This window comes from Paracoccus salipaludis (assembly GCF_002287065.1).
Taxonomy (GTDB): Bacteria; Pseudomonadota; Alphaproteobacteria; order Rhodobacterales; family Rhodobacteraceae; genus Paracoccus; species Paracoccus salipaludis.
In genome coordinates, this window is sequence record NZ_NSJZ01000032.1 from 1 (window position 1) to 13,297 (window position 13,297).

The 13,297-nt window shown below is 63.0% G+C and carries 12 protein-coding genes; 4 read left to right on the top strand and 8 right to left on the bottom strand.

The window, feature by feature from the left end; genetic code table 11:
• Both CK240_RS16470 and CK240_RS16475 read left to right on the top strand, forming a co-directional pair.
• A partial coding sequence (locus CK240_RS16470; protein ID WP_205957892.1) for a phosphate-starvation-inducible PsiE family protein occupies nt 1-463 on the top strand: 463 nt, incomplete at its 5' end.
• Nucleotides 464-485: 22 nt separating this feature from the next.
• Nucleotides 486-1,226 carry a M48 family metalloprotease gene (locus tag CK240_RS16475; RefSeq protein WP_095641404.1) on the top strand — a complete coding sequence of 247 codons (741 nt, stop codon included), beginning with the start codon at nt 486-488 and terminating at the stop codon, nt 1,224-1,226.
• A 103-nt stretch (nt 1,227-1,329) separates the two neighbouring features.
• Here the strand turns inward: CK240_RS16475 and CK240_RS16480 are convergent, their stop codons facing one another.
• The 8 genes from CK240_RS16480 to CK240_RS16515 form a co-directional block, all read right to left on the bottom strand.
• Entirely contained in the window at nt 1,330-2,187 is an 858-nt protein-coding gene (locus tag CK240_RS16480; protein ID WP_167650091.1) for a DUF3037 domain-containing protein, read from the bottom strand.
• Nucleotides 2,184-2,972, bottom strand: coding sequence for a HipA family kinase (locus tag CK240_RS16485; protein ID WP_095641406.1), 789 nt, complete (start codon nt 2,970-2,972; stop codon nt 2,184-2,186). Before CK240_RS16485 ends, CK240_RS16480 begins: the two co-directional genes overlap by 4 nt.
• Nucleotides 2,969-4,126, bottom strand: coding sequence for a restriction endonuclease subunit S (locus CK240_RS16490; protein WP_095641407.1), 1,158 nt, complete (start codon nt 4,124-4,126; stop codon nt 2,969-2,971). The genes CK240_RS16485 and CK240_RS16490 overlap by 4 nt, the downstream gene beginning before the upstream one ends.
• On the bottom strand, nt 4,126-5,691 hold the full coding sequence (locus CK240_RS16495; protein ID WP_202879105.1) for a class I SAM-dependent DNA methyltransferase: 1,566 nt from the start codon (nt 5,689-5,691) through the stop codon (nt 4,126-4,128). The genes CK240_RS16490 and CK240_RS16495 overlap by 1 nt, the downstream gene beginning before the upstream one ends.
• Before the next feature lie 17 nt (nt 5,692-5,708).
• Nucleotides 5,709-8,087 (bottom strand): EcoAI/FtnUII family type I restriction enzme subunit R, encoded by a 2,379-nt coding sequence (hsdR, locus tag CK240_RS16500; protein WP_205957893.1) that lies wholly within the window; start codon nt 8,085-8,087, stop codon nt 5,709-5,711.
• Between the two features lie 157 nt (nt 8,088-8,244).
• The gene (locus tag CK240_RS16505) at nt 8,245-8,640 is read right to left on the bottom strand and encodes a hypothetical protein (protein ID WP_095641409.1); all 396 of its coding nucleotides are present in this window, start codon (nt 8,638-8,640) and stop codon (nt 8,245-8,247) included.
• The gene (locus CK240_RS16510; RefSeq protein ID WP_095641410.1) at nt 8,637-9,962 is read right to left on the bottom strand and encodes a recombinase family protein; all 1,326 of its coding nucleotides are present in this window, start codon (nt 9,960-9,962) and stop codon (nt 8,637-8,639) included. The genes CK240_RS16505 and CK240_RS16510 overlap by 4 nt, the downstream gene beginning before the upstream one ends.
• A complete protein-coding gene (locus CK240_RS16515) occupies nt 9,959-10,414 on the bottom strand; it encodes a DUF2924 domain-containing protein (RefSeq protein WP_095641411.1) in 456 nt (151 codons plus the stop codon). The genes CK240_RS16510 and CK240_RS16515 overlap by 4 nt, the downstream gene beginning before the upstream one ends.
• Before the next feature lie 316 nt (nt 10,415-10,730).
• Here CK240_RS16515 and CK240_RS16525 point away from each other — a divergent pair, with 316 nt between their 5' ends.
• On the top strand, nt 10,731-12,905 hold the full coding sequence (locus tag CK240_RS16525; protein WP_095641413.1) for a hypothetical protein: 2,175 nt from the start codon (nt 10,731-10,733) through the stop codon (nt 12,903-12,905).
• A 129-nt stretch (nt 12,906-13,034) separates the two neighbouring features.
• Nucleotides 13,035-13,238 carry a hypothetical protein gene (locus tag CK240_RS16530; RefSeq protein WP_240517531.1) on the top strand — a complete coding sequence of 68 codons (204 nt, stop codon included), beginning with the start codon at nt 13,035-13,037 and terminating at the stop codon, nt 13,236-13,238.
• Nucleotides 13,239-13,297 lie beyond the last annotated feature (59 nt).

Sequence of the window (13,297 nt, forward strand, 5' to 3'; positions counted from 1 at the left end):
ATCAGGGCTAACCCGTGAACAATGGTCGGCGATGACGCTCTACGAGAAGTTCGAACAGGTCGTCATTTTCGTCCTCAGCGCCATCATTGCGGTTATCGTCGTGGCGTCGGTTTGGGCGCTGATGCGCGAGGTCGTGAACCGGTTGGTCTTGGGAGCGTTCGACACGCTCGATTACGCCACCTTCCAGGTGGTGTTCGGAATGATCTTCACCGTTGTAATTGCGCTCGAGTTCAAGCGCTCCCTTCTTGTGGCGACAGAACGCAGCTTCGGGATCCTCCAGGTCCGCACGATCGTGCTGATCGCGCTCCTCGCCATCGCGCGCAAATTCATCATCCTCGACCTTGGCGAGACGGAGCCAGCCAAGATTGCCGCCCTCGCGGGCGCGGCTCTTGCGCTCGGCGCTGTCCACTGGCTGGTGCGCGATCAGGACCGGCGCGAACTCGAAGGCCACGAGACGCGATGACGCGGCCTCCGCCAGCCACCGCATGCTCAATTTCGTGCAATCGGCGCTGCTGCTCGGGCTCATGGCCGCGATCGCCTGGATCGCGGTGACAGCGATCGTCGGACCCGAGACCGGTCTCCTCATAGCGCTCGCGATGGTCGGGAGGCTCCTGTTTGCGCCCGCGCTGCCACACCGGCTGCTCCTCTCGGCTTACCAGGCGCAGCAGCTCACCGGTCGTGATGTCCGCGGTCTCGTCGCGGCCCTGGCCGAACTCGCCCGCAGGGCCGGGCTGCAGCGCGCGCCGGCGCTTTATCAAGTGCCGAGCCGGCTGCCGAACGCCTTCGCCCTGGGCAGCCCCGAGGACAGCGCCATCTGCGTCACCGACGGGCTGCTCGGCCTGCTCGACGGCCGAGAACTCGCGGGGGTTCTGGCGCATGAGATCGGGCATATCGCCAACCGCGACCTGTGGATCATGAGCCTCGCAGACATGATGTCGCGCCTCGTCTCGCTGGCAAGCTGGCTCGGACAGCAGAACGGCGACCTGTCAGAAGGCAGGTCTTCCAGAGAAGGTTGTCTTTCAGGCCCATCCCCTCCGCCACTTGCCCCAGCGAAAGCGTTCTCCCGATCCGGCTGCGGCCGGATTTTTCCGTTGTTTTCGAGAGTTATGCGGGAGGGGCTGTTAACCGGCTCACGCCCCGAAGGGCGCACACGCGTTCTCTCCGGGCCGATATTCTCCGGACCTGTTAACCGCCGCGCTTTCGGTGAACAGCTCGCAAGTCACTGATTAGAATAAGAATAATCGTCTGCGAGCGGTGATCGCTGTTCGTATTGGCGTTTGGCATGAGGACGACACTGTCCTCGAACTGAGCGCGCGCGACGGCCGCGGTCTATTGCAGAGTGCGCCCTTCGTGGTGCCGCACTTCGTCCTCAATCTGATTCACGAAGTCTTCGATCTGGTCCTCGTCAAACACTTTGTTGTCGAACGGCACCTGACGAAGGATCTCGACGGCATTCCGGTACGCTGGCTCCAAGGAGGTGTTCTGAGGACGCCCCACTATGAAATGAACCTGAACATCCTCGGTTGTGCCAATCTTGACGGCTGAAAGGTGCCCCAGCCAGCGGCGTGCCTTATCCTTGATGTTGTCTGCGTCAGACAGGTCGAATGAAAGTGGCTCGTATACGTGCCAGCGCCCGTTCTTCCACGCATGACGAAACTCGACAGCGTCCGTATTTCCTTGGATGCGCTTCGGCTCCAGCTCAACGTTTACACCATGCTCCTTGAGCTTCGCCTCGACGGGACGCCATACGTCGTCATCACTCCGTCGGCGCTCAGACGGTCGATCATACCTCGATACAAAACGCAGATAGAGCTGATCGAAGGTCTTCTGCGGGTCCGCAGTCAGGCCGGCGCCTACTGGCGACCACTGCAACGAGCTGTCATCGAGCGGCAACGCGATCCGCGCATAGTCACCGGCTGTCCTCTCGCCTTTGAAAAGGCCCTCACTTTTCAGACTACGCTGAACGCTCTTCATCCCCCGATCGATGGCTTCGATCGCGCGCTTGTAGGACTCACTGTCCAGATCCGGAAAAACATTCTTTATACGGCCGAATGTTTTGCGGGATTTCGTCAGGATGAGCGGTCGACCAGGGACGACCATGACCAAGCCGACATTCACGAACTCGCCCGTAAGGACATCGTGAATGTATCGCAGAACGACGTAGCTATACGGCTCCTTCGCGGTCATGCCAGTATCCTCCCAAGTTCCCCGATGCATGCATCGATGTTGTCCCTAGCCTCGGCGATCAACTTCAGCGCAGCATCTATGTCGGCGCGGGCTGCTGCCCACTCCGGGGGGATGGCTCCTTCATACTCCTGCAGCCGCGCATCCGACAAGGCGCTCCAGCGAGATTTGATCTCGCTGAAGTCGAACGGCGCGCCTTTCAGCTCATGCACGAAAATATGCCTGCCAGGGGTTTCTAAGTCCCTCATGCCGCCAAGTACCCATGGCGCGCGCCACAGGAGGGGCAGGCGGTGGGCGAAGGCAAGCTCGTGATCGATGATCCTCAGATCGTTGCCCCTGACAAGGCAGTTCGGATTCTCCGCCCGCCGATCAGGGTTCTGGATGATCGCGTCGAACAGCAGGATGCCAGCGGCAACTGGCCTCATCGCGTCAGAGAGGCGCTGACCGCAGCTCCAAGCGGAGAAACCCGTGCTGCGCGTAGAGCCAAACGCCAAGGGACAACTGCGGCGCAGCTTGTCAGCGATCTGGGGGTCTGTCACCACCGGAAAAATCTCCGGCGGGATCTCGACGATCCAGGGCCTTGGCACCGGAAGCCCCAGATCGGCTGCAAGACATGCGGCAATGGCCTCTCTCGCCAGGTTCACTACCGCCTGGTCGCAACCTGCCGAAAGCTTGACGAAAACTTCGACCTCTTCCTCGCCATCCGCCTCGCAGGCCGACAGGACAGGCCCCGTTCGTCCCTGTACCGCAGCCCGGTCGATCCGGGTAAGGACGGCGCGAGGTATCATGCGGCCTTCGCCCGACCGTCGAAGATCTCGTGTAGCATGGCCGGAATAAGAGCCTCCACGTCCTTAGCAGTGCTGGCGCGGATGCCGCGGGCCTCGCGGGCCTTCGCATGCAGACGGTCAAACCATTCCTGGCGGCCGATCGGTGGCGTCGGAACGGTGATTGCCTCCAGCGCTCCTTGCCCCAGAGTGCGGTTCCTGTCGGCACTTCCGGGCGATGCGGATTGGACCTTGCCGAGACCTTCAGAGGTCTGGAGGTAGAACCAGATGAACTCGGCTGTCGCGAGCCCCTGAGTGGGAACGCATGTCAGGTAGCGGTGCGAGCCGACCCGCCCATGGTCATCGGGGCCAGCCACTGCGAACGCCCCCTCCCAAGCCTTGATGTTGCTGAACACGAGGTCGCCTTGCTGAACAAGGAAGAGCTTTTGCCAGCTCAGGTCCGCGCCCAGCAGATCGGGTTTATGAAAAGTACCGCGGCCGAACGAACGGACGCCGAGCTCGGGATAGCTCGCGTCAAGATCGATCTCGACCGGCCTGCGCATCAGCGGCGCGACCTCGGCCATGGGGCGCAGGGGGGCGCCATCGATGGCGCGCTGAAAGGCTTTTAGCAGCAGCGCCCGCGTCTCCCGCTCTGCCGCCTCGATAGCGTTGCGGCGTTCGTCCACCAGTGCCGCGACCTGGTCGAGCCTTTCGACGATGCGGCGCTGATCGTCGAGGGACGGCAGCGGGATCTTTAGCGACAGGAACTTTTCTGGAGAAATAGTGTCGCGGCGCGCGCCCATACCGCGGGACTTCCGACGTAGTGCATGCCAATTGGGAGCATACTTAAGGAACCATCCCACATAGGCGATAATTGCCCGTTCCTCGTCGCAGCGGAATGTGGGGAACTGGGTCGAGAGAAAGCGTCCAGAATTTTCTGGATCAACGACGGCGATCGCACCTTCCCAGCCCTTGAGTTGGCTTAAGACGACCTGCCCGACCGAAAGATGGTGAAAACGCTTGTAGGTTGTCTCCGATCCGCGCAGCGGCTCACGATGGAAAAGCCCTCGCCCAAAGCCGTAGACGCCAGACATTTCGTAAGTTGTATTCGCATCAATATCGACTGCATTTATATCAAGCTGCAGAACTTCGGACAGCGGAACACTCTTGTCGCGCATCACAGTCGCTCCGCTAGCACGGCCTTGATCTCGTCCATAATCTCGATGATCCGCTGCTCCTGTGCGATGATCGCATCCGCGATCTCCGCCGGCGCACGGTGATCTACGACCTCTGCGGAATGCGGGTTCTTGATGTCCAGGTTGCAGGCGACAACGCGATCCTGCGCGTCGCGCTGGATCAGGTCAGCGGCCGAGACCTTCCAGGCGCGCTCGTTCGGCTCGCGCTTCTTCCACCAGGCGAGGCAGTCCGCAAATTCCTCATAGGCCATGGGCGCGGTCTTCGAGTACTTCTTGCGGCCCTCCGGCAGCGGCATCTCGTAGTACCAGATGTCCTTCGTCGGTCCGGTCGTGTCGAAGAAGATCAGGTTTGCCGGGATGTCCGTATAGGGCGCGAAGACCCCCTCACGCAGCCGGACCACCGTGTGCAGGTTGAACTTCTCGAGCAGGTCCGCCTTGATCCGCGCCGAGATGCCATCGCCGAACAGCGTGCCGTGCGGAACGACGACCGCGGCCCGCCCGCGCCCGGCGCGCTTCAGCCGCCGCATGATCAGTTGCAGGAACAGTAGCGCCGTTTCGGCCGTGCGCCGGTCCTCGGGGAAGTTGTTGAGGATGCCCGCCTCCTCCTCGCCGCCGAACGGCGGATTGGTCAGGATGACATTGACCCTCTGATCCTCGCCGATCTCGGCCAGGCGGAAGCGAAGGGCGTTGCCGGGGTCGATGCGCGGGGCATGCAGGCCGTGCAGCAGGAGGTTGAGCTGGGACAGAAGGAACGGTAGCGACTTGGCCTCGCCACCGAAGAAGCTGTCCTCCTGCAGGATGCGCCGCTTCTCGACCGTATCGGCCTGGCGCTCGAGATGCTGAAAGGCCTCTGTCAGAAATCCGCCGGTGCCGCATGCCGGATCGAGGATGGTCTCGCCCAGTTTGGGATCGGTCACTTCGACCATGAACCGCACGACCGGCCGAGGCGTGTAGAACTCGCCTGAGTCCCCTGCCGCGTCACGCATCTCGCGCAGCAGCGTCTCGTAAAGGCGACCGAGGGTATGGACTTCCTCCGACGAGTCGAAGTGGATGCCGTCGATCAGATTGACGACGTCGCGCAGCAGGTAGCCGCTCTCCATCCGGTTTGCGAAGCCCTGAAAGACGGTCGCGATCACGTCGCGCCGTTCGCGCCGCCCGTTATCGCCTCGCAAGCCTCGGAGATAGGCGAAGAGCCCCGGGCCGCGCGTGTCGTCCGGGCGCTCGGTCATTTCGGAAACGAGAAACGACAGGAGGTCGGGACCGGTGATGCCATCCGCATCTGCCGCCCAGTCGCGCCAACGATAAGGGGCTTCGATAATCGGGCGATAGTCCTTGCCTGCGAGCTCCGCGCGTCCTTCCTCGATCCGTTCCATGTCGTCGAGGAACTTCAGGAACATGATCCAGGTCAGCATCGGCAACCGATCGAGGTCGCCGTTCAGCCCCTTGTCCTTTCGCATGATCTTGCGGGCGGACTTGATGATGCTGTCGAGACGCTGGGCAGTGGTCAGTTGCTTCGGCGCAGCCTTCTTACGGGCGGTTCTGGCCAAGTTGGATCTCCTTCAATTCAAGCGGTGTAGAGCAAACGCTGCAGCTCGGTGACGGCGCTGCGCAGCTCCTTGCCCCCGCCGAAGCGGGCGGCGATTTCGATGACGTTGCCCCACTCGTTGAACGGGGGCACTTCCAGGATGTCCGGAAGCTTGAACTGGGCACTGCCATGTTCGGCATACTTTTCAAGCACGGCATCCAAGACCTCGCGGGCATCCGGCCCGAAGCGGTCCAGAAACTCGTCCTGCTCTCTCAGCAGACGGTCAGCACGCTCGCGCCGGGTTCGCAGCGGCGCGTTATATGCCAGATGGCAAAGGAGATCGAACGGATCGGCCTCCGGTTTTCCGACTGCATCAGCCAGGGAATCGAGGTCGATGCCCTTCTCCTCGAGCCGCTCGACGATCTCCGCCCGGCGTTCGGGGTCAAGCCAGTCCGTGCGCAGTTCCGACGCATTGGGATAGAGCGTGCGAACCTTGTCGCCGGTGTAATCGGTAAGCTGGCGGCAGGCGAGCTGCCGCCCGTCAGAATCGAGTTCGTAGACGAGGTGCCGGACGATCGAGACCTCGCCGCCATCAACATAGAACTTGCGGGGCCCGTTCTCGCCCTCGTCCCCCAGATCGACGGGTCCATCCGGCATATCGGGCCCTTCTGGAAAATCGTCGGGATCCAGTGCCACTTCTTCGATCTCGCGCTCTTCCACGATGTCGCCGTCTGCATTGATGACCGCTTCGTCCTCGCGGACGGGATCGCCGTCAAAGGCGGGATCGGCGAACATGCGCGTCGCGGTCCCGGTGTAGTCGATGATGTTGAAGGCGAGCTTGCCGTAGTCGGGCCTGAGACGGGTGCCTCGCCCGATGATCTGCTTGAACTCGGGCATGGAGCCCACGACCCGCGCGAGCACCACGTTCTTGCAGGTCGGGGCGTCCACGCCGGTCGTGAGAAGCTGCGACGTGGTGAGGATGACCGGCGTCTGGGTCTCGACATCCTGAAACTTCGCCCTGTGCGCGCTTCCCACATCGCCTTCGTCGGACGTCACGCGGCAAACGTAGTCGGGATGGTCCTTCACGAGATCGGTGTTCAGGGCGGCGAGCGCCTGCCGCATCTCGAGCGCGTGTTCCTGGTCGACGCAGAAGACGATGGTCTTCGCGAAACGGTCGGTCTCGGCCATGAAGCCCGCGAGATGTCTCGCAATGGCCTGCGTTCGTGCACGCAGCGCCACGACCCGCTCGAAGTCCCGCGTGGAGTATTCGGCGTCGGGGATTTCTCGCCCATAACGATCAAGTTCACCCCGCGTCGGTCGCCATCCGGCGGCGTCGTAGTCCGAGATGACGCGGTGGACGCGATACGGGGCCAGGAAGCCGTCAGCGATGCCCTGCGCGAGGCTGTACTCATAGAGCGGATCGCCGAAATAGTTGTAAGTGTCGACGTTATCCTCTCGCCGCGGCATCGCTGTCATCCCGATCTGGGTCGCAGGCTCGAACCACTCGAGGATTTCTCGCCAGTTGCTGTCGTCCCGGGCGCTGCCACGATGGCATTCGTCAATGATGATGAGATCGAAGAAGTCGCGCGCATACTCTCGGTAGAGGCCGGGACGGTTCTCGTCACGCGCGATGGACTGGTAGATTGCGAAATACATGTCGCGGCTCTTGACCGCCACGCCGCCAGCAATCTTGTGACGGGCGTCGCCAAACGGGCTGAAATCCTTTGCCATCGGATCGTCGACCAGGACGTTGCGATCAGCGAGAAACAGGATCTTCGGGTTTCGGTTGACCCCTTTGGAATTCCAGCGTGCTGACCATAGCTTCCAGCAGATCTGGAAGGCGACGGCAGTCTTGCCCGCTCCGGTGCACAGTGTGAGAAGGGCCCGCGTCCTGCCCTGAAGGGCCGCTTGAACCGCGCGGTTCACCGCGATTTCCTGATAGTAGCGAAGGGGTTTGGCTCGGTCTGGAAAGGTGGGCGTCAGCAGCCGTTCGGCCACTTGGTCGTCGACAATGCCCTCGGCGCGGCGAAGCCGGGCCCAAAGGTCATCAGGCGCCGGGAAATCCGAAATCGTTCGCTCGATGCCGGTCGTGTAGTCGAACTCGACAATCTCGATCCCGTTGGTCGAATACGCGAACCGAAGTCCAAGGATTTCCGCATATTCCTTGGCTTGTTGGAGGCCCTCCGCGGCGTGCCGGTAGCGGGATTTGGCCTCAACGACCGCGATCGGGAAATCCGGATTGTATCGGAGAAGATAGTCTGAGCGCTTCTGCTTGCCACGGCGAGCTTTGCCGCCGACAAATACAACTCGGCCGTCAGTAAAAGTTCTCTGCTCGTTTATCGCGTGCGGGCGATCATCCCAGCCTGCTTCCTGCAGCTTCGGGACGACGAACTTCCTGCAGGTATCGGCTTCGTTCATGCGCAATCTACTTCGCCCGGTTTCGACATGCCATCGCGCAGCAAACGGCTTGTCAAAGAACTCGGCTCAGATCAACGCGCAATTCTTTGGTTTGGCAGCTCTTTCGCCCGACAACGGCTCGGAGAAGCTACAGCGTGGCCGACTGATGCCGCAAGCCTTATTCCGTCCCTCGCAGCAAGGACTCGCGCTGCCTCGACCATTCATCGGGGATCTGCACTCGCAGCGACTGAAGCGTCAGGCCCGGGGGATGCCGTGCGTCGAGTATCGCTTCGACGAGATCGGGCGCAAGCTGCGTCAGCCGAAGCACACGCGTGAGGTAGGAGACAGCGATGCCTTCCTGCGCGGCGAGGTCGGCTACCGTGGCGAAGTCACCGTTGTCGAGCATCCTCTTCCAGCGGAACGCGCGCGCAAGCGCCTTGATGAGCGTATCGTCCGGCTTCCCGCGCGCTTGGGTGCCTGATGGCCGCTGCATCTCTTTCCGCCCGCCGCGCTTCACGATGCGGAATGGCACGTGGATTGTAATGGTCTCGGGGACCGCCGTCGCGCGGGTCATGCCGCTGCTCCGATGCTGCCAGACAGCATCTCGCGCGCGAGCCCTCCGAGGCCGTCCATCCGGAGCCGGAAGTTGAGCCCGTTCGTGCCGATATCGACGCGCTCGACCAGCAGCGTGACTATGCGCGCCTGCTCGGCGGGGAAGAGTTCGTCCCACAGCGGATCGAGCTGCTGCAGGGCCGCGCGGGCTTCGGCCTCAGTGATGTCGGCGGCGTGGGCGCGCGCCGCCTTCCAGGTTCCTGCAACGATCTCTGGCTGGCGGAACACGGCACGGAGTTGGTCGATGACCGCGGCCTCGATCTCACCCGCCGGCACGCGGCCGACAGGGCATAATCCGGCCCCATGCTTCAACACCGTCTGGCTGACGTAGTAGCGGTAGAGCCTGTCGGCCTTGCGGGTGTGCGTCGGCGAAAACGCTGCGCCATCGGGACCGAAGAGCAGCCCCTTCAGCAGCGCCGGCGTCTCGGCACGGGTGCGGGCGGCACGCTTGCGCGGGCTCTCCTGCAGGATGGCATGCACCCGGTCCCACGTCTCGCGATCGATGATGGCGTCGTGCTCGCCGGGATAGCTCTCGCCCTTGTGGACCGCCTCGCCGATGTAGACGCGGTTGCTGAGCATGCGGTAGATGTATTTCTTGTCGATCCGGTTGCCGCGCGGCGTCCGAAGGCCGCGCGCGCCGACCTCCCGCGCCAGTTCGGTGCAGGACCCGATTTCAAGGAAGCGGGCGAAGATCCAGCGCACATGCGCGGCGGCATCTTCGTCAACCACCAGCTTCCGGTTCTCGACGCGGTAGCCGTAGGGCGGCACCCCGCCCATCCACATGCCCTTCTTGCGGCTGGCGGCGACCTTGTCGCGGATGCGCTCAGCCGTGACCTCCCGCTCGAACTGGGCGAACGAGAGCAGGATGTTAAGCGTCAGCCGGCCCATCGACGTGGTTGTGTTGAAGGCCTGGGTCACCGAAACGAAGGTCACGCCGTTCCGGTCGAACACTTCGACCAGCTTTGCGAAGTCGGCGAGTGAGCGACTGAGCCGGTCGATCTTGTAGACCACGACCACGTCGACCAGTCCGTCCTCGATGTCGTCGATCATCCGCTGCAGGCCGGGGCGGTCCAGCGTCCCGCCGGAGATGCCGCCGTCGTCATACTGGTCGCGGACCAGCACCCAGCCCTCGGAGCGCTGGCTGGCGATGTAGGATTCGCAGGCCTCGCGCTGGGCGTGGAGGCTGTTGAACTCCTGCTCCAACCCTTCCTCGCTGGATTTCCGGGTGTAGACGGCGCAACGGAGCTTGCGGAAGGGTTTCGATTTCTCGGGCGGCTTCGTCATCCCCGCCCCCGATGATTCTTGAGGCCGAAGAAGACCCACCCGTTCCACCGCGTGCCAGTGATGGCGCGGGCGATGGCGGACAGCGACTTGTAGGGCCGCCCCTGCCATTCGAAGCCATCGGCCGCGACGGTGACGACCTGCTCGACACCCTGCCACTCGCGCAGCAGCCGCGTGCCGGTGATGGGCCGGTCGCGGTCGGCGCGGATGCTCCGCTTCGCGCGGTCGCCGCCGTCCAGTTCCTCGCCCAGCCGCTCCAGCCGCCGGATCGTCTCCGGCTTCAGCCCGCCATAGGCGAGTTCCTGGATGCGGTAGGCCAGGCGGGACTCGAGGTAGCGGCGGTTGAATGGTGGCGGCTCGCTGTCGAACAGGTCGCGCCACTGTTGCTTCAGGTCGGACGTCGGCGTGGTCTTGAGCGCGGCCAGGCGCGCGGGGATGGGATCGGGCTTGTTCATGCATTTCTCCGGTGAGTTGGAGTTGCATGACGGCATTGGTCGGGCGGATAGTGTAGGCAACGTTCTCCAGTATCGTCAGATACTTCGCCCTTCTCCCGCATGCGCAACCGAACAAGCCCGAGCGCCAACAGGCCGCAGAGCTCGGCGCGGCGCTCGGCGGGCGTCATGAGGGAGGGTGACAGGGGATTGGGGCGCTTCATCTCGGCTCACGGGCTTCTCGAAGATGAAAAGCCACCCGTTCCGGCGGATCGGGACACGGTGCACAAGATTATTTTGCGCTTTTTCCGTCTTGGGTTAGCCTTGGAAAACTCTGATCATGGAGATCTGCATGGTTCGAGCGCCAGCCAGGTCCTGCCCCGCCCTGTCCCGCCTGTTCGGCGACGCCGATGCGTCGATGATCGCCGCGTTTCTGCGAATGCGGGTTTTCGACAAACTGACCTGGCTGGTCGATTACTACTTCGATCCGGATGAAGCGGACGGGAACGTGCCGGCCGCGGCCATGCTGCGCGAGCAGCGCAAGGAGAAGCTGTCGCCGCTCGAAACCGAGGCGGCCCGCATCGTCACCATGTCGTCAGATCGCGGCCAGTTCGCCCTCGACGGACTGGTTCGCTCCAAACTGGCGACAGAGCAGAAGCGCGAGTTCGAGGGGCAGCGCGACGCGCTGGCGCGTAGCTTGTGGGCTTATCTCCAGCAGCCGATGTTGTTTGAGGCGGCCGAGAACACCCTGCATCTGCGGCTCTATCGCCGCTATGACCGTCACTATCAGACATTCATGGTCGAGCCTGCGGAGGACGGTGGGACGGATGTTGAACCCTCCGCGCTGCGGACCTTGCTCGAAGATCTGCGCGCGAGGCTTGACCGGGGCGACGGCTATGAGGTCGACCGGTTCGCCATTCCCCAGGACGGTGATGAACCCGCTCAAGTCATGTACCTGGTGGTTCACCCCGAAGCTCCCACGAGCGTGCGGGAACTCCACGACGACGGGCAGCGCACGACAATGTACTTCCGCCCGCCCGGTGAAATCATGATTGTGCACACCCCGAGTACCGGGCGGGTGCATGTCCGGGCCGGGACCCGAAAGCTGCGCCATGACGCGGCCGAGAGCTTCATCAGGACCGTGCTCGAGCAGGAGCCATCGCAACAACCCGTCGATTTTCAGGCCTATGACATCGGGCGGTTCTTTGGCGGGTTCGAACTGGAGATCCCCGACTTCGAGGACGTGAGCATCCTGCGGGCTCAGGTCATCCGCGCGGATATCAGTATCGGCAACCTCGCCAGCAGGCTGTCGGTCTCGACGCCGCTGGATGAAGACATCGGACAGTTGATCAGCGATCAGCCGGGGCTTGATCGGATATTCCGCGATGCCCTCGCGATCCGGTTTGTGGAAATTGCGGTTCAATACCGTCGCGTTGGTGTGGACGGGGAGCGCACGCTCGACTTCACCGTCACGGACAGAAACACCACGAGCCTGCACAGCCTGGACGATCCGTTCGAGCGTGTCCTCGGCCACCGCTTGCTCCGGTACTGGGGCATATTACGGGACGGTCGGGCACCGACGCCCCGAGAGAGCATGGCGGTGCTTCCTGCGCTGCTGGCGTTGTGGAACCTTGGGTCTGACCGGATCGGCGGTTCCTGGCTTTTCGAGCGCGGGGTAGACGTCGAAACTTTGCTCGATCTCGGGTTTCTGGTTCCCGCAGGTTGGGAGGGTGACGAACTGGTCGATGACGAGGACGATTTCGCGGAGCATGTGGCCGCTGTCGTGGTCCCCCCTGGGGGAGCCGAATTGCGCTCTAGCGATGGCCAGTCCTCCGCAGCTGCGATGCCCGATCGCTACCGCGTCTATCGGGTCCGCGACGGGTGGGTTGCGGCCCACCTGCGCGATCAGCTCGGCAAGGCGCTGGACATCACAGCGATGGAGGATATCAGGCCGGAGCTGGTCGCACTCGGCGCTCTCGAAATCGATGGCCGGGCGGTGCCGCTGTATCTCGCGCGCAGGCTCGAAGATGAACGTATCCGCGCCGCCATCGACACTGAGCTTCGAGCGCGGGACAAGCAGGGGATCGGCCTTGTCCTACAGGCTGGCGACCTGCCGGGGGCATCTCTCGCGGCGAACGTGCTCGCCAGGCTCACCGATCACATTCTCCCGGACGCGGCCGAGTTTGCTGTCGACATGATGAGCCTGACAACGGCGTTTCGTCGGAACCGATCGCTTGCCCAGGGCGGCGCGGCGGTCGAGTTCCAGAAGTCGGGTGATAGCGTGGGTGTGCTGAGCGTCCCCGGCAAGGGCACCATCGAGATCGTGGGCGCCCAGCGAGTGATCCTTATCGATCGACTGGTTCAGGCACATCCGATTCCCATGAAGTCGGAGGACCTGACGGCTGGCTTTGGCGATCAGTCGCTTGGCAACATTTTTGGTCAAATTCTTTGGAATAAGCTGAAGGACGGCTTCCTGCGCTCCCCGAAGCGCGGACTTTGGGAGATCGCCGTCTGAGCTCCAACTCCGCTCCAACTCCGTTCAGGGGGTCTGACTAACTCCGATTCGCTGCTTCATTTGAGATGCTCCATCATCGACGGAGCATTCCAAATGCCAACCCCCACTTCCTTCCGCCCGGCCCGCAAAGTGACTGCTGGCCGCGCCACCCGCATTGCGGGCACTGCGAACGACTGGCGGTGCAGCTGCTGCGGCAAGCTGCTGGGCGTGCGCCGTGACGGCGTGATGCATCTGAGCTTCGCCCGCGGCCACGAATACCTGGTGAGCCTTCCGGCGACGGCCACCTGCCGCCGCTGCGGCACGCTGAACCAGGCGACCGCGCCCGCGCGCTAACGCGCCGCCCACCCACTCCCCCGATCATCAGAGGCGCACGACGCCCTGAGGCCCGAGAG

What these genes read in the sequence shown, in the direction of transcription:
- CK240_RS16515 (WP_095641411.1), bottom strand. Translation starts at nt 10,414, where the DNA reads ATGAACAAGCCCGATCCCATCCCCGCGCGCCTGGCCGCGCTCAAGACC.
- CK240_RS16510 (WP_095641410.1), bottom strand. Translation starts at nt 9,962, where the DNA reads ATGACGAAGCCGCCCGAGAAATCGAAACCCTTCCGCAAGCTCCGTTGC.
- CK240_RS16505 (WP_095641409.1), bottom strand. Translation starts at nt 8,640, where the DNA reads ATGACCCGCGCGACGGCGGTCCCCGAGACCATTACAATCCACGTGCCA.
- hsdR (WP_205957893.1), bottom strand. Translation starts at nt 8,087, where the DNA reads ATGAACGAAGCCGATACCTGCAGGAAGTTCGTCGTCCCGAAGCTGCAG.
- CK240_RS16475 (WP_095641404.1), top strand. Translation starts at nt 486, where the DNA reads ATGCTCAATTTCGTGCAATCGGCGCTGCTGCTCGGGCTCATGGCCGCG.
- CK240_RS16480 (WP_167650091.1), bottom strand. Translation starts at nt 2,187, where the DNA reads ATGACCGCGAAGGAGCCGTATAGCTACGTCGTTCTGCGATACATTCAC.
- CK240_RS16490 (WP_095641407.1), bottom strand. Translation starts at nt 4,126, where the DNA reads ATGCGCGACAAGAGTGTTCCGCTGTCCGAAGTTCTGCAGCTTGATATA.
- CK240_RS16525 (WP_095641413.1), top strand. Translation starts at nt 10,731, where the DNA reads ATGGAGATCTGCATGGTTCGAGCGCCAGCCAGGTCCTGCCCCGCCCTG.
- CK240_RS16485 (WP_095641406.1), bottom strand. Translation starts at nt 2,972, where the DNA reads ATGATACCTCGCGCCGTCCTTACCCGGATCGACCGGGCTGCGGTACAG.